Consider the following 19353-nt stretch of genomic DNA (forward strand, 5'->3'; position numbering starts at 1 on the left):
AAAATGCTTACAACCAAAAAAACATTCACCCTCAGCACTGTCAGTTTATTACTTTGCATAAGCGCCTTATCTGCTGCGGCAAACGCCGACCAAGCTCAGTCTGCAAAGCTAATATCTGAGACTTCCCCAGTATTCCCTTTCGAATACCGCAAAGCTGAAATAGAGGGCTGGGTGCAATTAAGTTACGTGGTAGATGAACAAGGCAAAGTGAAAGACACCCTCATCCACGACTCAACAGGTCATGCCCTTTTTGAGCAATCAGCCTTGCAAGCTGTGCAAAAATGGCAATATCAACCTGCCAATGTAAACGGCACGCCGGTCCCCCAAAGCTTTAATGCCGTCACCCTCAATTTTCGCCTCGACAATAGTAACAACTACGATGATAACCAACGTAGTACTGACGTAAACAAACGCTTTTTGTCCCGCTTCCAAAAAGGCATGAATGCCATCGAAAAAGGCAACCTGAAAGACGCCGCAAAAAAAATAAAACAGTTGCGGGAAAGAGATAAACGCAAATGGATCGAGAGCAGTTACCTATGGGTATTGGAAGGCTATTATTTTGAGAAACAAGGCGATACCGTTAACGCCGCTAAATCCTTTGCCAAAGTGATGCATAATGGCAGTGACGTGCTACCCCGTGCCGTATATGTAGAGGTACTTAAAAAAGCCTTTATCGCCAATATCATGAACAATAACCTCTCAGAGGCAGTGACGGTTTATGAAACTTTTGAAAGCTTTGCTGCTGACCATGAAGCTCTGAAAAATTTAGCGCCTTACTATCAACAAGCCAAAGATTTCTTGAACGGAGAACAACCACTGGAAGTGGTTGGCGTTCTGCCACAAGTTGGGCTGTGGCATCATAAAATCAGTAAATCAGAATTACTGCTCAGCAGTGCCGAAAATCCGTTGGATGCAGTGCATTTAAGATGCGACCATCAACAGGTGGAATACCAAAAGGTAATACAACAATCCATCAACATTGAGCCACATTGGGGACAGTGTGTTGTCTATGTTGAAGGCGTTGCCGGAACCCAATTTCTGGTTACTGAATCCTAGATACGAAAAACACTCGCGCGTACGAACACGCGCGAAGTCATCATCATTGAGGTAGTTTGAATACCGAAGTGGCATCCTGAATACGATGTAAAATACCGGACAGCACGCGTGATGCATCCTCCATTACAGTGGCTTCATGCTGTGATTGATCACTGTGCTTGTTTATTTCGTGCAGTCCATAACTCACATCATTGGCTTCTTGCACCTGCTGCTGTGCCGATTGAGTGATATCATTGTTGAGTTTGCTGATGTTTTCAAAAGCTTGTCCAAGCGATTCCATAAAGGCCTGCGCTTCACGCGTTTGATCGAGACTAATTTGTGCTTTATCACGACCATCAAGCATGGCATTTACCGCGCTGTCAGTGGCACTTTGCAAGTCTGTTATGGTGCGGGAAATTTGTGTTGTCGATTCCTGAGTTTTTGTAGCCAGGCTCCGCACTTCATCGGCAACCACAGCAAAACCACGTCCGTTCTCTCCTGCCCTGGCAGCCTCTATGGCTGCATTGAGCGCCAACAAATTGGTTTGCTCAGCGATACCATTGATAACGTTAACTACGTTGCCAATATCATCGGAATCACGTTTAACCTGTTCTATTATTTCCGTTGCACTGTTGGCAGAATCAAACATGCTTTGACTATTGCGCAGGTTCTCACCAAACATCTCAATCCCCTTTGTCGCTTCCCGAACAGAGTCATTGACGAAATCATTGGCTTCATTCACAGAATCAGAAATCCCTTCGCTACTGGTGAGCATCTTATCCATGTTGCCTTGTAGCGCATTACTCTCTTCCATTTGCTGCTCAAGGGATTCCTTAATCTTGTGAAAAGCGTTAAACAAACTATCGATTAGCTTTGTCAGTTCCTGTAAATCAGACAGTACACCACTCACCACGCCACCCAAATCTCGTTGGATCAGTACGAAACTTTGAGTTAATTTTCCTATCTGATCATGGCCGTCCACTTCGACTTTATGAGTAAAATCTCCTTTGGCGATTTCAGTGGATAAAAAGGTCACTCGATTCAATGGACGAATCAAACGGCGCTCTACAAAATAAACAAAACCGCCAATACTCAATACTGTAGCAAACACGGTCACCAGAATTGTAATAAGCTGAGTATTTTCGGCATTTCGACCGATGTTTTCACGACTTTTAGCTACATCTTTTTCAGCTTGTAACAAAGCTTCTTTCAACAGTTTGGTGGGTGCCCTATCAATGCCCTGTACTGATTTATCAGCAGTATCAATATCTTTGTTACTATCTAAAAATGCACGATAACCTTTTTGGTAAGCCGTCAACATAGGAGGGTAAGCACCGGCAAATTCATCCAAGCTTGCCCAAGAAGGATGACTTTTCGGCATCTCTCGCAATAAACCTTCGTACTGACTTTTAATGGTGTTGCCATGAATTTGGAAACGAGACCAGTACTTGTTAAGTTGCGCCGGATCCTTGCCGCGAATTAAGGTATTTTTCCACTCCTGCACTTGCGTTTTAAAGGTCAGGTTCATTTCAGACAGGGCGAGCATGTGGCGAACATTGTTATTGACGGTAGAGGAATAACCGTCGATAACATGGTTGAGAGAATAAAATCCCCAGGAAACAGACAGCAATATAACCGTCATTGCGGAAACAATAATTAGCAACATTTTGTTGCGGATATTACTGCGAATTAAGTGGAGCATAAAACCTCGCTGCATCATTACGAAGATGAAAAAGTGGATACAGCGACACAGGCTGACACCCTGACAAAATCAAATGCCGCATTGGATATCAGCCTTGTTACAGAAATATGATCAGTTTTAAATTCAGAGTGAATTACTTATTATAAACAATAACTTAATTGAATTATCATAAAATATCTGCTTTATCTTGCTTAAATAATGACTCCAGATCTTTTCGGTTTTGTTTACTGCGTTCAACCGCATCTTGAGCAGAAACGGGATTTTGAATACTGCGCAGCAATATTTCCTCATCGTGATGTTTAAACACCTGCACAAAATAATTCGCTTGTGCGGTGCTGAAACCGTATTCCTGCAAAACGCGAGTCGCTGCATCTAAGCTACTGTCAAACACTTCCCGTACAATATGTGTCACACCGAGCTCATCAAAGTCCGCCACATTCATACGATTGCGCAAACGCGCCACAATACTGATATGGGGATACTGCTCTCTCACGAGCCGGGCAATCTCAAGGGCTTTCTCTTCGTTATCCACCGCAATCAACAGCACGCGAACCTGTTCGATACCGGCACGCTTTAAAATATCCAGACGCGATGCGTCGCCAAAATACACCTTATTGCCGAATTTCTTAACAAACTCAATGTGTTCTGCATCAGTGTCCAGCGCTGTAAAAGGAATATTGTGGGCGCCCAATATACGCCCGGTGATCTGCCCAAACCGACCAAAGCCGGCAATCAATACTTGCGGATGATCGTCCTGGACATCGGATTCATATACGTTGGGACAATTTTTACTGTTAAACCACATACTGTGTAAGATCACTAATGGTGCCGTCATGGCCATTGATATACCGACCACAAGCGTCACCTGGTCCGCTACCATTTGCGGTAACAGCGCACTCGCTGAAGCTTGCGCCATAACAACGAAGGCAAACTCACCGCCCTGAGAAAGCATCAATGCAATGCGCATGGAATCGGTACCAGACTGCTTCGCAAGTTTTAAAATGGTAAATATCACTGCCGTTTTAAGTACCACCAATGCTACAGCACAACCGACGATTGTAAGAGGCTGGGACACCAGTAAACTCAAGTCCAGGTTCATACCAATGGCAATGAAGAACAAACCCAAGAGCAAGCCTTTGAATGGCTCTATTTCTGTCTCAAGCTGATGTTTAAAGCTGGAGTTGGCCAATAGCATACCTGCCACAAACGCCCCCATTCCCATGGAAAGCCCGGAGGCTTGCATACCCACTGCAGTTGCCATCACTATCAATAGCGCGGCGGCCGTCATGACTTCCTCACTACCATAGCGTGCCAGTAGTCCCAAGAAAGGGTTGATCAGATAACGTCCCGCCACCAGCACAATAGCGATGGCCAGCACACTCATCCACCAAGGAGGCGCGGTAGCTGAACCCGAATCAGACAATGCAGCTACCAGCAACAGGATCGGAATAACCGCAAGATCCTGCATCAACAGAACGGAAAAGCCTTGCTGTCCCGGTGGGGTTTTGAGGATGCGGTGCTCGCTCATGAGTTGAATAGCGAAGGCAGTAGATGATAAGGCCACAGCGAGCCCAACTACCAGGGCCACGTTAAAGGAAAATCCAAACAGTAGCATAGCAGCAAATATCAGAAAGGCTGTGATGGCCAGTTGCCCTCCACCGGTAAACATTATCTGATTGCGCATACGCCAGAGCTTTTGTGGCTCCAGTTCAAGCCCGATAACAAAGAGCAGCAAAACCACGCCCAGCTCGGCGAAATGGAGAATGGTATCAGGATCGGAAACCAGATTGAGTACTGAAGGGCCGATGATCAATCCCGCTACCAGATAACCTAAAATCGCCCCCAATTTGAGCCGTTTAAATATCGGTACGGCGATTACTGCCGCTCCCAAAAATACCAAACCTGTTGTTAATGTTGCCATGCTATTTTCACTATTCTTAAATTATCGCCAAGTTAGCAAATGGCCACCGCCAATGCCTAGAGCGTGTTGACCTTTGCTGTTCGAAATTTGTTCTATATATAAGCGATTTAATCGCGGAACAGTCCTACAGGCCTAGTGGTGCTAAGTCAAAGGGCTGTGACAAAGAGTAAAGCGCTTATATGACGAACCCTCCGGGCAGCGCCTGTGTGCAATTTATACCGTGTTGAATGCTTTTGATTTATCCCTACATGGATGTAGGTGATTAGAATAACGCAGGAGCAGTTATCGAGAAACAGTAGACCTTCAAGCATTCGCCTTGTCTAAATTGCACACAGGCTGCTGCAAAATCGTACAGCAAAGATCAACACGCTCCAATGATAAATTTCTATAGGAGTCATCGAAATTTCACGACATTCCAATGCCAAATCCGGGCGCCAATCGCATATTTTCCACATCAATCAGCGTTTCAGGGTTAGCCAAAGCCAGTTGACAGCCCTGCCCTTTTATTCGGTGATCTGCGGAGCAATCCACTTGCCATTGTCTTAGCACGTAACTTGCCAGTGCCGCTCTTACCTTCAGGTTCAGCTCGCCATTCACCATGTTATAGTCCATTTCTACCGCTTGCGTCTGACCGATTTCAGGATGCGGAATCAAATGCAAATCCACCATGGTATTCCACTGTTTATCTTCACTGCTTTGCTCGTAAGGCGCACTCACTTCTTCCAGTTCTGTAATGGTGGTAAAACGCGTGCAGACAAAATCGCGAAACTCTTGATGATGGCGATCAAAGGCGCGAACATGCCAACGATGACCATTATTCACCATTGCATGAGGTACTAACTCCCGTTCTGTTTCGCCTGAAGAAACCGAGACATAACCGCACTTAATAGCTTGTTGATTGGTAATGGCACGCATCAAACCGGCAATAATATCAGGATTTGGATGAATTAAGCGCACCGCGTCCAGGCATACTTCGCTGGATTCCACCAAGGTTGAAATACCGTTACCAAAGCCCTGACAAAGCTGGTGCAAAATAGCCTCCGGATCCTGCTGAAACACCGGTACAAAATCAGCGCAGCGATAATAGCGCTTATCGGTGTGATTCAAGGTTAAATTGCCGGGAGCCAGATCTTTATAGGTGGCAAAATCTCGGGTACTGGCAGCCAGTCCGGTTTTGAAGCGCTCAGTCAGTTCGGCACGCGAGATATGCCCAAAGTATTGCAAACTAAAATCGATGAAAGCCAATCGCTCTCGTGCACCGTGATTTAGTAACTCAAGATTGTTAATGTCGTTTGTCATCCCAATACCCTCAAAAGCAAGATTTGAAACAACACTAACATGCAATCATATTGATGTCATCATTTTGATTTGATCAATATATTATTTCCTGTTTGAGTGATTTTTGCACAAACTTTCTATTGCACTACGCCAAACGCTCTGAACAACTGTAAATGTACCTGCACCAAGGCTTTAATATCCCGCTGATATCCACCACCAATCACAGCGGCGACGGGCACACCGGCTTGCTCACAATAACCCTTTACCAGTCTGTCCCGCTTAAATACACCATGGGTGGAGATATCGAGATGCCCCAAATCGTCATCCTGATGAATGTCGACTCCAGCGTCGTAAATCACCGCATCGGGTTTAAATTGTGAAAAAGCCAGGTGTAAAGCTTCGTCCACCACTTCCAGATAGGCGTCATCAGACATACCTTTAGGTAAAGGAAAATCCATATCAGAGTGCTGTTTTCGATAGGGAAAGTTCTTCTCAGCGTGCAAAGATACGGTAAAGACATTGGCTTGATTTTGCGCGAGCTTTGCCGTGCCATCCCCTTGATGGACATCACAGTCGAAAATTAACACCTTATCGATGCCGGGCTGCTGTAACATCTGCAAAGCCGCCAGATACAAATCATTGAAGATGCAAAACCCGGAACCAAAATTAGCAAACGCATGGTGATAACCGCCGGTTAAGTTCAAAGCAACGCCCTTTTGCAAGGCTAAATCAGCACACAATAGCGTACCACCAACCGCCGTAAGCGTTCTTTGCAGCAACTGTTGCGACCAGGGAAAACCAATACGCCGCATGGCTTTGGCATCTAACTCTCCAGAGGTAATACTATCTACATAGCTGGGTTCATACACTTGCTTTAATGCCTCAATGGCCACAGGTTGAGGCTCTACAAACTGTTGCGCTGGTACCCCACATCGGCGCAACTCATCGTAAATCCCTTGATATTTTTCAATGGGAAAGCGGTGCTTAACAGGGAGATTTAGTTGGCTATATATTGGATGAAAAACCAGTTGACTCATAGGCTGCAGCAAACTCACTAGCGCTTACATACATGAATATTTAATGACATTTTATTACTTACCATTAACCTTCCACTCAAATAATGCTTTACTTCTGATATGGAGTATTTGATAACACAGCCGTAAAGATGAGTAAAATCGGATCCGTTTTTAGCGAGATAGTGCGCATTAAAGATGAACTAAAACTGCAATTACACTTGTTGGAAATGGAATCCAAAGACGAATGGAAGACACTGTGTGATAAATTGCGTCAACTGGAAAAGTCTTTTGAGCAGGATGTTACCCGGCTGAGTGAGCAAATAGGACAAGCTGAAGAAGACTTTTATGTGGGCAATAAGCAAGAAATTCAGCAGTTGCTGAATGACTTTAAAAAACTCAAAAAGCAAACCGACTCCAAATCCTGAAACCGCAAAGTACTTCCAGATTCATAGTCAGGATCCCATTTCCGGGACTGTGTCGCGATTTTGCTGTCCCGAAAATGGGAACTACATCAGTGCCCCACTCTTGAAAATCATATTTTTCTTATAAATATCATAACCTTAAAGGTTTGGCATAAAACCTGTAATTAACTCTCTAGTAAGCCAACATGGCAGCAACTAAAGAGAGTTAAACGTGGACAAAATTCGCAGCAAACCAACTGCTTCATTGAAGAGACGACTATTACCTGCCGTAGCAATCACTTTGGTGGGATTTGTTTCTTATATCGCGTGGTCAATGTCTTCCGAGCACAGCTATTCTGCGCGACTTGCGAATTTGAGTATTGGCAGTGTTGAGCAAGGCGAACTGAGTATTTCAGTGAAAGGTACGGGGCTACTGGTTCCGCAACATGTCCGTTGGGTAGCTGCCAATGTTTCCGGTCGCGTTGATGCTATCTATCGCAAGCCCGGCGCAGAGCTCAAAGCAGGTGATGTGATCCTGCGACTCAGCAATCCAGAGCTGGTACAAGATGTTGAAGAGCTGAAATGGGAGTTAGAGGCCGAGGCGGCTCAGAACCGCGCGCTTGAGGTTGACCTGGCTTCACGCGTATTGGACCAGGAAGCTCAAGTACTGGCGGCGGAAATGGATTACGAAAGTGCCCGCATTAAGCTCGAGGCGGAAAAGAGCTTGTTGGATGAAGGCAATGCCACCGTTTCGAAAATCGATTACCAACGCTCACAGCTGGCAACGCGACAATTTCTCAATCGCTGGAAAATAGAACAACAACGCCTGGAGCAGCTAAAAGAAAATAAAACTGCGCAACTGGCAGCTGCCGCTGCACGCCTGAATCGCTTGCATAAAATTATGACTCGCGCCGAAGAGCAGGTTCAATCACTCACGGTTAAAGCGCCAGATGATGGCGTATTGCAGGCTTTGCCATTAGAGCCCGGCCAACAAGTACTGTTGGGCAACAATATGGCAAAGATTGCCGATCAGGATGCGTTAATTGCGGAGTTATTAATTGCCGAGAGACGTATTCGCGACGTCAGGCCTGGTCAGCTTGTGACTATTGATACCCGACAGTCACAAATAAACGGCACCGTGATCCGGGTAGATCCGGCGGTACTTGACGGTACAGTCCAGGTGGATGTGGCCTTCACCGACGCCTTGCCAGAAGAAGCCAGACCTGACCTTTCCGTAGACGGCACTATTTATACCGCGAAGCTAGCACAAACACTACATGTGGGCAGACCCTACCTTGCACAAAACAGCGGCAGTAGCGCCATTTTTAAGTTGAGCCCTGACCAGCGCAGCGCAGAAAAAATCACAGTACAATTCGGTATCGGCTCCAGTGAACACATTCAGGTGCTATCCGGATTACAGCCCGGCGATCAAATCATTTTGTCTGATAGCAGCCAGTATCAACATTTAAACCAAATCCGTATTCAATAGCAGCAGCCAAAGGAATTAATATTATGAATCATCCACTTATTACACTCAGCAATATCAAAAAAGTCTTCTTTACCGACGAAATAGAAACTCATGCCATCAGTGACTTGTCACTGCGTATCAATCAGGGTGAATATGTTTCTATTTCAGGACCATCCGGGTGCGGTAAATCCACTTTATTGTCGATTTTAGGATTATTGGACACGGCCACCGACGGCCAATACACGCTGAACGAGCAACAAGTGGTTAAACTCACTAAGAATCAAAGAGCCAAAATTCGCAATCGTGAAATCGGTTTTATTTTTCAATCCTTCAATTTGATTTCGGATTTGTCCGTGGCTGAAAACGTGGAGTTGCCATTAACCTATCGCGACGACTTAGACACCAGCACCCGCAAGAAAATGGTTCAGGAAGCACTGGAAAAAGTAGATATGAGTCACAGAGCGAAGCACTTCCCTGCACAACTGTCTGGTGGCCAGCAACAACGAGTAGCGATCGCCCGTGCAATTGCGGGTAGCCCCAGCATTATTCTGGCGGACGAACCCACCGGTAACCTCGACTCCAAAAATGCGGAAATCGTGATGAACCTGTTGGACAACCTGCATCAACAGGGGGCCACCATTTGCATCGTTACTCACGACCCTCGTTCCGCCGAGCAAGCACAACGTCGTATTGAGATGTACGACGGCAAAGTTGTCGATGACAAAATCACGCACTCCAAACAACCCACTGCTGCATAGGTATCACCATGAATTTATTACACGACTTAAAGTATGCTGCTCGATTGATGTTAAAAAACCCGGGGTTTTCCGCACTCACCATTTTAGTGATGACCATTGGATTGAGTATTTGCATGTACAACTACTCCTTTATCCATGGCGTCATGCTCAAAGACTTGCCCTTTGAAAAAGGGGACAGAATGTATGTTATCAATACCGTGCAAAACGGTACGGAATACAATGGCGGTAGTGTCTACGTTGCTGATTACCTGGTGATGAAAGAGCAGCTACAAGGTCTCGAAATGAGTGGCGCTTATTATTACAACAATGTCAATGTCAGCGGTACAGGACGCGCAGTTCGCTACCGTTCCATTGTTACTGAAGCTAACGTGTTTGATTTTACCAGCGTGCCCGCGATGACTGGACGGGTCCTGAATGACCAGGACACCATTCCGGGTGCTAATCCGGTAGCGGTTATTAGTTACGACCTGTGGCAAAACTTCTATGGTGCTAAAAGCAATGTATTAGACAGCAAAATCGACATCGATGGTCATGCCCATCAAGTGATTGGCGTGATGCCTGCTGGTTATAAATTCCCGGATGCGGCTGATATCTGGACGCCAATGCAACTGCAAATGTCTGATGTAAAACGCGGTGAAGGCCCGGCCTTGGAAGTATTTATTATTCCTGATGAAGACACCCCCATCTCTCAGATTAACGCCCAGCTAGACAATATCTCTCAACGTCTGGCGCAGGACTTCCCGGAAACGAATTCAGGACGTGGCGCAATGGCGAAAACCTACAGAATTGCCACTATGGGTAACGGTGCCATGATCATCATCTCAGTATTGCTTACCGCAGTCGGATTTATTCTGGTTTTGGCCTGCACCAATGTGGGTAATTTACTCCTGGTTCGCGCTAACGAGCGCGCCAAAGAAACCGCTGTTAGAGTTGCCTTGGGCGCACCGCGCTGGCGGTTAATCTCGCAAATGATGTGGGAGAGCTTGCTTGTATGTTTGATTAGTGGTGTCTTTTCCGTATTGCTGGCAGCCTGGGGACTGGAGATCAGTCAAGGCATCATGGCCGGTGTTTACAATGGTCCGTTGCCCTTTTATTGGACCTTCGAAATCGACAGCCATATTTTGTTGATGTCGCTACTCATCGTTCTGGCCACAGCCATACTCTCTGGTTTAGTACCAGCACTTAAGATCAGTAATGGTGATTTTAACAGCTGGCTGAAAGACGGTACGCGTGGCGCACAAGGCAAAAAAGCCGGTAAAGCCAGCAGTATTTTGGTCACCATGGAGATAGCCTTGTCTTGCTGCTTACTTACCATTGCTGCCATCATGGCAGTAGGTGCTAACATCGTAACCAAGGCTGATTATGGCGTTGACTACCAAAACAAGTACTATGCCCGCATCGAATTAGCTGAGATGGCTTATCCCGAAGATGGCGATATATTGCAGTTTTACCGCAATTTTATTGAAGACATGTTGGCCCAACCGGAAATTGCTGATGCCTCACTGGCGGGCAACGTACCGGGCAGATACACCGGATTTACCGGGATTTTTATCGAGGGTATGGACGCCGCCAAGGTTAGTGAATACCCCCGAGCTAATGCTACCAGTATGATGCCAGGTATGTTGGAGCAACTGCACGTTGCTCCCCTTGCAGGTAGATTGTTTGACGCCTCTGACAACGACAGGGCGCAACGAGTTGCCGTGGTAACAGATACCTTCGCCATGCAACATTATGGCAGTATTGAGAATGCCCTGGACAAACGCTATCGCTTTGCCTCTGACGATGCGAAAACCTGGTACACCATTATTGGCGTGGTTCCGCATATGATCTTTGGACAACCTTATGCAGGCTTTAAAGAACGCCCGGCGGTGTTAACCTCCGCATTGCAAGACACCCAGCGCTATATGGCGGTCATTGCCACACCATCGGGTACGCTTAGTGCCAGCGACCTGGGTCCGGTAGTGCAAAGAGCCTTGTTCAGTCAAGATCAACAAATGGCGGTATATCGCGAGTCGACTTACGCTGCCGAAATCAAGCAAAACACCGCTGGCATGTTGTTTTTAGCGGACATCTTCAAGTTGATGGCGTTGGCGGCTGTAGCGCTAGCAGCAAGTGGCATCTATGGCGTAATGTCAAATGCCATTGAACAAAAAACTCATGAGTTTGGAGTACGTCGCGCCCTGGGGGCCACTGATGAGTCAGTAGTCAGGTTAGTGATGAGAAAAGCAACTATGCAATTATTGATCGGTGCGCTAATTGGTTCACCGCTGGCTTGGCTCATTGGTAATCAAATGGTTAGCCAGTTCGCCACCAACTCCATCTGGATTGATGTGATGTACGGGGCCATGCCACTGCTTATTGGTGTGATCGTGCTGATTTCCGCTTGGTTTCCTGCCAGAAAAGCAGTTAAATTTGAGCCCAGCGCTGCTTTGCGCTATGAATAAAATATAGTGTTTTTACAACACTTGCCGCTCTGAAAACTGTTTCAGGGCGGTCATCTCTACTATCAACTAACTTGCGGAATACATGGAAAATTTAAACCTGGCTGGCGCTACCATTTCAGTGTGCGACGATGATCCCGTGGTTGTCACCACCCTGCGACTGGTATTAGAAAAACAAGGATTTAAGGTGCTCAGTTCAACAAGCCCGGGAGAGTTACTGCATCAACTGCAGCATCAGGATATCGCCTTGATCTTGATGGATATGAACTTTCAATCTGATACCACTTCGGGCAAAGATGGCATCGCCCTACTGGAATCCATCAGGGAAAGGGACACGGAAACACCTGTAGTGATCATGACTGGGTGGGCCAGTGTTGAGCTCGCTGTATCTAGTATGCAAAAAGGGGCGAATGATTTCATTCAGAAGCCGTGGGAAAACACCCGTCTGTTATCCATCATTAACACGCAACTAAAACTCGCCCAGAGTCACCATCAAACCCGCTCGCTGCAACAAGAGAACAAAATACTCAGAGCGGAGTTATCCGGTTACGACAGCGAAGGAATGGTCATTCATTCGAAAACCATGCAGCAATTTGTTAAGAAGCTGGAGCAGGTGGCCAGAACCGATTCGAATCTTCTGCTGACTGGCGAAAATGGCACCGGAAAAAGCATGTTTGCCCATTGGGTTCATGAGCACTCCAATCGCAATAAGCAACGCTTCGTTGAAGTCAATATGGGTGCCATCACCGAGGCGTTATTCGAAAGCGAGATGTTTGGCCATAAAAAAGGCGCCTTTACCGACGCCAAAGCAGAACACATAGGTCGCTTTGAACTGGCCAATCGGGGTACCTTATTTTTAGATGAAATTGCCAATCTACCGCTGTCACAACAAGCGAAACTACTGCGAGTTCTGGAGTCGCAACAATTTGAAAAAGTGGGCAGTACCCTGACGCAAAAAAGTGATGTACGCGTCATAAGTGCCACTAACGCAGTCGTTGAAGATCTCATTCAACAGGAGCTATTTCGCAGCGATTTGTTTTACCGACTCAACACCGTACAATTGCAAGTACCACCATTGCGCAACCGCAGTGAAGACATAATACCCCTTGCTCAACATTTTGTTTTGAAATTTGCAGCCAGGTACAAAAAAGCGGTTGTGCAAGTGGATCATAAGGCGCAGCTCTCATTGCAAGAATACCACTGGCCGGGAAATGTCAGGGAATTGTCTCATGTGATAGAACGCGCGGTTATTTTTGCAGAATCAGAAACTTTGCAAAACAATGACTTAACCTTGCCAGACACACCGCTTTCGGTTATCGAATCTGAGCAGCTAAATCAAAAACAGGATACGGAAATGGCGACGATGGCGGAAATTGAGCAGCAAACGTTACAGCAGCGCTTAGCCGCCTTCTCAGGCAATGCTACCGAGGCTGCCCGTTCATTGGGATTGAGTCGCAGCGCCTTTTATCGCAGACTGGACAAATACAAGGATTAAAACCAACTATCTTGAAGACTCCGCATTTCAATTTCGAACAGAAACTATTTAGCCTGGTTGCAGGAATTGGCCTGTTAATAACAATTGTGGCAACGATTGCCATGTGGCAGGCACAGACCTCCATTTATCTTATGAGTCTGGTTGTCATCATAATGCTCAGTCTGGTGTTAATGAGCAGTTGCTGGATCAAACATCAAGTTACTACGCAATTTTATACCCTCGCCAACCTGCTGGAGGCCGTTTCTGAAGGCGATTATAGCCTGCGCGGAAAACAGGCAAGAAAAACCGGCGCGTTGGCGGAGCTGACTCGGCAAATCAATAGACTTTCCGATACGCTGACAGTGCAGCGCCACGAGGTCAAAGAAAGCCAGCTTTTATTGAGTAAAATAATCTCCCATATTGATGTAGCGGTATTTGCCTGGAATGAGCAAGGTCTTATCTCGCTGGTAAATCCAGCAGCCTGTGCTCTGTGTAAACAGCCCGAAAGCGAACTTTTAAACAGCGAAGTTAAGGCCATTGTGCCGGGCTCATTCCTGACGGCGAGAGGTGGTGTGTTAGAACATGACTTTGCTGGCAAACAAGGTAAGTTTCATGTTTTCAGCGATCATTTCATGGAACAAAATCATCGTCATACACTGCTTTTCATCAATCATGTGGAAGCGTTATTACGGGCCGAAGAACTCAAAGCCTGGAAAAATCTGATAAGAGTATTGAGTCATGAAATTAATAATTCCCTGGTTCCCATTCAATCACTCAGTGAACTAATGCTGCAAGAACAAGTGGTTCAGGACAATCCATCTTTAAAAGAGTCCACCGAAATTGTCTCCGAACGAGCTCGCAGTCTTTCGACATTCATTGCCGCTTATAAGCGTTTAACTCATACCCCAAAACCCAAATTACAGGCATTGTCCATAGCGGAACAACTGCGCAAAGTAACGCTGTTATTTCCGGAGCAGGAGTTTTCAATCCAATGTCAGTTAGAAAGCCCTGTGCAAGCGGATGCCATATTGTTGCAACAGCTACTGATAAACCTGGTAAAAAATGCCATTGAAGCGCAATGCATTGCCAATGTCGAAACAGCCATTGAAATCAAAGCTGCCATAAACAGCGATATAGCGAATATCATCATTCGTGACCATGGTAATGGCATCAATAACCCTGAAAACCTGTTTGTGCCTTTCTACAGCACCAAAGCTGACGGCTCAGGTATTGGCCTTGCTTTGAGTCGTCAGATTATCGAAGCCCATCACGGCCAGCTCAAACTGCAAAATCACCCCGAAGGCGGCTGTGAAGCCAGGCTCAGCCTGCCTGCGTTTCTCTCTTTGTAATTTTTCAGTTATTATCACGGTTACAGTTTCTTTTTGTTATGAATTTCAGGAGTCCTGCCTTGGCCAGACCGCGCAGCTTTTGCGAACAACAAGTCATTAATGCCGCGATGAATGCATTTTGGCAGCATGGCTATGAAGCAACCTCTATGTGTGACCTGGAGAATGCCACAGGACTCAAGCGTATCAGTATCTACAATGCATTTGGCGATAAAGAGGGTATGTTCCTTGCCGCATTAGATATGTATCACGAGCAAGGTAAACAGCTTTTTCAAAAGGATGTCCCCAACGCCGGACTGGATGGCATTGAAATGCTATTTGACAAAATCAGCAGCAAAAGTGAGTGCGACAGTCCAAATCATTGCGGTTGTCTGATGGTCAACGCATTGTTGGATATCAACAAATCGAGTCCAGCTATAAAAGACAGACTGTTACGTTTCAAAACTCAGGTAGAGCAAGCCTTCCACAAAGCATTAGAAAATGCCCGAGAGCAACAAGTCATCTATGCTGACAACGATATTATCGACAAACGAGCGAAGTATCTGTGTGGCTGCCTATGGGGAGCAATCGCCACTATCAGAATTGAGCAAGACCCAACGGCGTCTCGTGCCATGGTAGCAATCATCAAGGAAACCATAGCTCAGTGGCGGAATCCGAGCTGAAATCACCGGTTAAAATATCGGACTGTGTCTGCAGCTATTACAGGCCAGAAGCACCTAAATCGTGCAAGACGCACTAAAATCATCCATTGCCAGCGACTTAACTCGCCTCCCTTCTTCTGTGAAAATCCCTATCCGACTGATTTATAATAACTTTTTATAACATATAAATGTTGGCACAATACTTCCTTGTAGATTGCCATAATTCGTTCATCGGATTGTGGGAGGCACGAAGTCGGGGTCAGCTTCGGAAGAATAAAAATAATAAGCCTCCCTGTTCTTTCTCAAAGATATTTTCAACGCGAGTTGAGGAATACAAATATGAGCGCACAAAAAAAGCCTGAAAAGGTCACTCACATCAGTCGCAACTCAAATTTTCGAGGGGCACAGTCCTACATGTCCGGTGTATCGGATAGCAATCATGAAAAGGTCGCAGAAGCCAGGCATCAGCAAGAAATGGAAATCGGAGCGGTTCAGGAAAAACTGTTAATTCTGATCAACGAACTTGAAGAGCTACTGGACGAAAACAACTAATACTGGCCGGTATTTACCGATAACAAAGTATCAATTCAATTTTCCTGTTCAATAATCAAACAAAATAAATTGGCAATTAAATCACCCTTGAGATGTATTTATGTGGGACAAATTCCTCAAATTACATTCAATTACAATTAAACTTTAAGATTGTTTGATATGTAGGAAATGTCGTACATACTTTTCAGTAAAGGCATACAGCACCGCATTGTTCCTGAAGCTAAATTTAGAAACATCACGCACGATAAACTATATATCAAACGGATTTTTTGGGGGTGTTCGTGAATAGCAAGGTGAGCAAAAAACTAAAAATTCTGATAGTCAATCAAAACATGGCTGCGCGCAGCGAGCTAAAGACAATGCTTGCTAATCTAAATCAACCTGACGTCGATTTAATGAGGGATGGGAGGGATTTAGTTGGTCGCGAACAATCTTTCAAATACGACCTCATTTTTATTCGAGAGGACCTAGGATATAGCCTCACGGGTGTTAATTTAGTGCGGTATTTAACACGCTCCAATTTGATACCCAAATGGTGTAAGTTTGTAATTCTAACTGATAACGCTCAAACAATTTGCGCCAATCCAATTTTTCGTCATTTGCGCACTGAGGTATTAGAATTTCCTCTGAACTATAAAATGATTGAAAACTCCATCAATGCCACTATTGAATCCTTGGATATTTTCCAAAATATATTGAAGAACCTGAATCAAATATCACCGAGTGTTTTAATTAAAAATATTAAGAATATTGATCCGGGTAAATTTGATCAGACACACAAAGACGAGCTATTAGAGTTAAAAATAAAACTATTGCTACAAGGTCGCAGACCTGACCTGGCCTGGAGTATTTCGGAAAAAATTGCTTTGAGTTCCGATCGCGTCAGAGAACAACTGTTTATCAGTTTTAGTGTCGGAGACAAACGACAATTTTTGCATACTTTGGATAACGCAAACGGCTCTGAGATTTTGCGCAAAGGCTGTATCTATTATCAAACTCTATACAACTTGTTTAACGAAGAGCCAGAGTTGGCTTTACGCCACTTTGAAAAGTTAGAGGAAAACACCCTTCATCCCAATGAGATAGAAAGCCACGCACTGCTCCTGCAAAAAGTTCAGGGACTCACCAAGGCCATCAACTATTTAGATGAAAAAGAAGCAATCAAGTGCGACGGCTTCGATCTTAAAAACAGTATCTCATTGATCCGTCTACTTTGTTACTCCATGGCATTGCTGAGCGGCAATACAGACGGTCTTTCCGCCGCCAAAATACATGAACGAATGATAGACATCATTCGCAATAACACCTGGGCTAAAGGCTCATTTAAGTACAATATTTACAAACCTTTTATTCTCTTAGGTCTTGCCGCCTTACAGGGCAAGCAATTGCTGTCGAATTTCGAAAAGCTTTACGATCTACGCCACCAACTGGACGTCAAGCAACTCAATATACTGCTGTTTGTGGCACACAAGTACGGTTTGGATAATCAGGCCATCGAAGTACACAAAATGTTGGAACGCAATGCCGCAAGACTGGAAATCAGTCCAGAATTGATTAGCTTTGAGATAACCCATTCTGAGGTCATGGCTCGCACTCTGGACAGAGAAAAACAAAAGCAGCGCTACCTGTTATTAGCGGATTTGCATACTAAATCAGGGCGTGTCTATCGGGCACTCAGAAAATACTATAAAAGCCATCAATTATTTGGCTCTGATGACAGTGAAAAACTGAAGATGTTGGGCATTATGCACGAGTTAGGATTGAAAAATTATTGGAGTTTCAAATCTATCCAGGTACTTGAAGGGATACAGAGCCAAAAGCTAGACAAAGACCAAAAAGCGCTAATGGGCAAACTGAAAAGCTCGGCATGATAGCAGAGCTTAACAAGCTGAAAACAAGATATCACTAAGCTCAGATACACCAAGCATTAAGCGGTGGTATTAATATTTTGTCCGATATTTCCTGTAGCAGGTGGAGTTTCACGATTTTCCTGTAAGGTGGTTTCTTGTTGCTGTTGCGTTTGGCGGGTTACCTGCTCTGTCTGATTAGCCGACGCCCCTTGAATTGTCGCCAAACCTTCCGCGATACCTGATGGTGCACCGACTTGCATAACTTGCCCCTCTATCTGGTTACTTAAACGCTGCGTTTAGATGAGCGTTGAAGATGTATTTAGTTTATATTTTAACCAATCAACATAAAAATTTCCACCCTCGTGGCTACAGGGTGATCTCCAGGCCATCCCAAGCCGCGACAATATCAAGCGATTGCTGATTTTCCGGGGTTATCAGGGATAAAAAGCTTTGAGCCTCTTCCAGGTTCTGAAAAATCTCATCATCATTGTGAATAGGATCGTGATGAAACAAGCACAGTTTTTTCGCCTTTGCCCTCAAACAAAGCTCCACTCCCATTAAGTTACTGGAATGTCCCCAATCTTCTTTCAAGGTGACTGATTCCAATAAACTGTACATGGCGTCAAAAACCACTAAATCCGCGTCTTTAATAAACTGCACAAAACGATCAAGCTCTTTCTGATCCTCAACTTTGTGTTCCGAATCGGTAGAATAGACAATGCTCTTTCCCGCTTTATTGAAGCGATAACCGTAAGAATCGCCTTCATGAAGTTGCAAAAGCGCCTCAACTTCATAACCGTTAACCTGTACTGTTTGCCCCGGATTAAACACGTGAAACTCGATATTGGCCGCTAAGTTGTCAAAATTAACAGGAAATCCAGGTGAGCCGTGTTGCGCCTTTATGGCTTGCTCCAAGACACTATGACAGCCATAAATCTTTATTGTGTGTCCCGGCAGATATGCTGGTGTAAAAAAGGGAAAACCCATGATGTGGTCCCAGTGCAAATGAGACATAAATATATGGAATGTTTTGCTGCGTTGCAGCGCCTCGTTTTTGAGGTAATAACCACCGAATTCTCTCAGACCTGAGCCCATATCGCACAGCAGATAGTCTCCGGCGCCATCATCAATCTCAACACAACTGGTATTGCCACCGAAACTGGATACATCTGGGAATGGCAAACTATCCAAAAATGGCGTGATATCGTCGTAAGTCGCAACGCCCGCATCCACCGCTTTTATTAACACCTGCTCCAATCTTGATCTAATATCGCGCGCATTGGGTGCCACAGGAATGGAACCACGAGTTCCCCAAAACTTCACTGCCGGCATAATTCCCCCAGATTACTGATTTAATACGGTTTTGCTATTTGCAATAGTGATGGCAGAATACCACAATTGCTATTGGCAAAAGGTCTAATAACAATAATAGATATAGTAAAAAGGTAGCCTGGATTGAGCTAAAGGCCG

16 protein-coding genes are annotated in these 19353 nt (G+C 45.2%); 10 read left to right on the forward strand and 6 right to left on the reverse strand.

Translation table 11 applies throughout. The annotated features are described in order from the left end of the window. Positions 1-3 precede the first annotated feature (3 nt). Complete coding sequence (locus AABA75_RS14750) at positions 4-1056, forward strand: TonB family protein (RefSeq protein WP_338293381.1); 1053 nt, start codon at positions 4-6, stop codon at positions 1054-1056. Between the two features lie 43 nt (positions 1057-1099). On the opposite strand, the gene AABA75_RS14755 is transcribed toward AABA75_RS14750, so the two are convergent. The 4 genes from AABA75_RS14755 to AABA75_RS14770 form a co-directional block, all read right to left on the reverse strand. Next, entirely contained in the window at positions 1100-2737 is a 1638-nt protein-coding gene (locus AABA75_RS14755; protein ID WP_338293382.1) for a methyl-accepting chemotaxis protein, read from the reverse strand. A gap of 166 nt (positions 2738-2903) precedes the next feature. After that, a complete protein-coding gene (locus tag AABA75_RS14760) occupies positions 2904-4658 on the reverse strand; it encodes a monovalent cation:proton antiporter-2 (CPA2) family protein (RefSeq protein WP_338293383.1) in 1755 nt (584 codons plus the stop codon). A 405-nt stretch (positions 4659-5063) separates the two neighbouring features. Continuing rightward, positions 5064-5957: a WYL domain-containing protein gene (locus AABA75_RS14765; RefSeq protein WP_338293384.1), complete on the reverse strand. Its 894-nt coding sequence runs from the start codon at positions 5955-5957 to the stop codon at positions 5064-5066. 116 nt (positions 5958-6073) lie between these two features. Further along, complete coding sequence (locus AABA75_RS14770; RefSeq protein WP_338293385.1) at positions 6074-6973, reverse strand: histone deacetylase family protein; 900 nt, start codon at positions 6971-6973, stop codon at positions 6074-6076. A 128-nt stretch (positions 6974-7101) separates the two neighbouring features. Here AABA75_RS14770 and AABA75_RS14775 point away from each other — a divergent pair, with 128 nt between their 5' ends. From AABA75_RS14775 to AABA75_RS14815, 9 genes are all read left to right on the forward strand, one after another. Further along, positions 7102-7377, forward strand: coding sequence for a hypothetical protein (locus tag AABA75_RS14775; RefSeq protein WP_338293387.1), 276 nt, complete (start codon positions 7102-7104; stop codon positions 7375-7377). Positions 7378-7585: 208 nt separating this feature from the next. Further along, positions 7586-8842 (forward strand): efflux RND transporter periplasmic adaptor subunit, encoded by a 1257-nt coding sequence (locus AABA75_RS14780; protein WP_338293389.1) that lies wholly within the window; start codon positions 7586-7588, stop codon positions 8840-8842. 23 nt (positions 8843-8865) lie between these two features. Then, positions 8866-9579, forward strand: a complete 714-nt coding sequence (locus AABA75_RS14785; RefSeq protein WP_338293390.1) for an ABC transporter ATP-binding protein — start codon at positions 8866-8868, stop codon at positions 9577-9579. A gap of 8 nt (positions 9580-9587) precedes the next feature. Beyond that, entirely contained in the window at positions 9588-12023 is a 2436-nt protein-coding gene (locus tag AABA75_RS14790) for an ABC transporter permease (RefSeq protein ID WP_338293392.1), read from the forward strand. Between the two features lie 82 nt (positions 12024-12105). Then, positions 12106-13515 carry a sigma-54-dependent transcriptional regulator gene (locus AABA75_RS14795; protein ID WP_338293393.1) on the forward strand — a complete coding sequence of 470 codons (1410 nt, stop codon included), beginning with the start codon at positions 12106-12108 and terminating at the stop codon, positions 13513-13515. 11 nt (positions 13516-13526) lie between these two features. After that, positions 13527-14843 (forward strand): sensor histidine kinase, encoded by a 1317-nt coding sequence (locus tag AABA75_RS14800; protein WP_338293394.1) that lies wholly within the window; start codon positions 13527-13529, stop codon positions 14841-14843. Positions 14844-14902: 59 nt separating this feature from the next. Further along, entirely contained in the window at positions 14903-15502 is a 600-nt protein-coding gene (locus AABA75_RS14805) for a TetR/AcrR family transcriptional regulator (RefSeq protein WP_338293396.1), read from the forward strand. Between the two features lie 318 nt (positions 15503-15820). Next, positions 15821-16033, forward strand: a complete 213-nt coding sequence (locus AABA75_RS14810; RefSeq protein ID WP_338293397.1) for a hypothetical protein — start codon at positions 15821-15823, stop codon at positions 16031-16033. Between the two features lie 638 nt (positions 16034-16671). Continuing rightward, positions 16672-17904: a hypothetical protein gene (locus tag AABA75_RS14815; protein ID WP_338293399.1), complete on the forward strand. Its 1233-nt coding sequence runs from the start codon at positions 16672-16674 to the stop codon at positions 17902-17904. Positions 17905-17960: 56 nt separating this feature from the next. Here the strand turns inward: AABA75_RS14815 and AABA75_RS14820 are convergent, their stop codons facing one another. Together AABA75_RS14820 and AABA75_RS14825 are read right to left on the reverse strand one after the other, a co-directional pair. Further along, positions 17961-18143 (reverse strand): hypothetical protein, encoded by a 183-nt coding sequence (locus AABA75_RS14820; protein ID WP_338293400.1) that lies wholly within the window; start codon positions 18141-18143, stop codon positions 17961-17963. A 106-nt stretch (positions 18144-18249) separates the two neighbouring features. Then, positions 18250-19215 (reverse strand): MBL fold metallo-hydrolase, encoded by a 966-nt coding sequence (locus AABA75_RS14825; RefSeq protein WP_338293401.1) that lies wholly within the window; start codon positions 19213-19215, stop codon positions 18250-18252. Positions 19216-19353 lie beyond the last annotated feature (138 nt).

Source organism: Planctobacterium marinum (genome assembly GCF_036322805.1).
GTDB classification, from domain to species: Bacteria; Pseudomonadota; Gammaproteobacteria; order Enterobacterales; family Alteromonadaceae; genus Planctobacterium; species Planctobacterium marinum_A.

What these genes read in the sequence shown, in the direction of transcription:
- AABA75_RS14750 (WP_338293381.1), top strand. Translation starts at nt 4, where the DNA reads ATGCTTACAACCAAAAAAACATTCACCCTCAGCACTGTCAGTTTATTA.
- AABA75_RS14755 (WP_338293382.1), bottom strand. Translation starts at nt 2,737, where the DNA reads ATGCTCCACTTAATTCGCAGTAATATCCGCAACAAAATGTTGCTAATT.
- AABA75_RS14760 (WP_338293383.1), bottom strand. Translation starts at nt 4,658, where the DNA reads ATGGCAACATTAACAACAGGTTTGGTATTTTTGGGAGCGGCAGTAATC.
- AABA75_RS14765 (WP_338293384.1), bottom strand. Translation starts at nt 5,957, where the DNA reads ATGACAAACGACATTAACAATCTTGAGTTACTAAATCACGGTGCACGA.
- AABA75_RS14770 (WP_338293385.1), bottom strand. Translation starts at nt 6,973, where the DNA reads ATGAGTCAACTGGTTTTTCATCCAATATATAGCCAACTAAATCTCCCT.
- AABA75_RS14775 (WP_338293387.1), top strand. Translation starts at nt 7,102, where the DNA reads ATGAGTAAAATCGGATCCGTTTTTAGCGAGATAGTGCGCATTAAAGAT.
- AABA75_RS14785 (WP_338293390.1), top strand. Translation starts at nt 8,866, where the DNA reads ATGAATCATCCACTTATTACACTCAGCAATATCAAAAAAGTCTTCTTT.
- AABA75_RS14790 (WP_338293392.1), top strand. Translation starts at nt 9,588, where the DNA reads ATGAATTTATTACACGACTTAAAGTATGCTGCTCGATTGATGTTAAAA.
- AABA75_RS14795 (WP_338293393.1), top strand. Translation starts at nt 12,106, where the DNA reads ATGGAAAATTTAAACCTGGCTGGCGCTACCATTTCAGTGTGCGACGAT.
- AABA75_RS14810 (WP_338293397.1), top strand. Translation starts at nt 15,821, where the DNA reads ATGAGCGCACAAAAAAAGCCTGAAAAGGTCACTCACATCAGTCGCAAC.
- AABA75_RS14815 (WP_338293399.1), top strand. Translation starts at nt 16,672, where the DNA reads ATGATTGAAAACTCCATCAATGCCACTATTGAATCCTTGGATATTTTC.
- AABA75_RS14820 (WP_338293400.1), bottom strand. Translation starts at nt 18,143, where the DNA reads ATGCAAGTCGGTGCACCATCAGGTATCGCGGAAGGTTTGGCGACAATT.
- AABA75_RS14825 (WP_338293401.1), bottom strand. Translation starts at nt 19,215, where the DNA reads ATGCCGGCAGTGAAGTTTTGGGGAACTCGTGGTTCCATTCCTGTGGCA.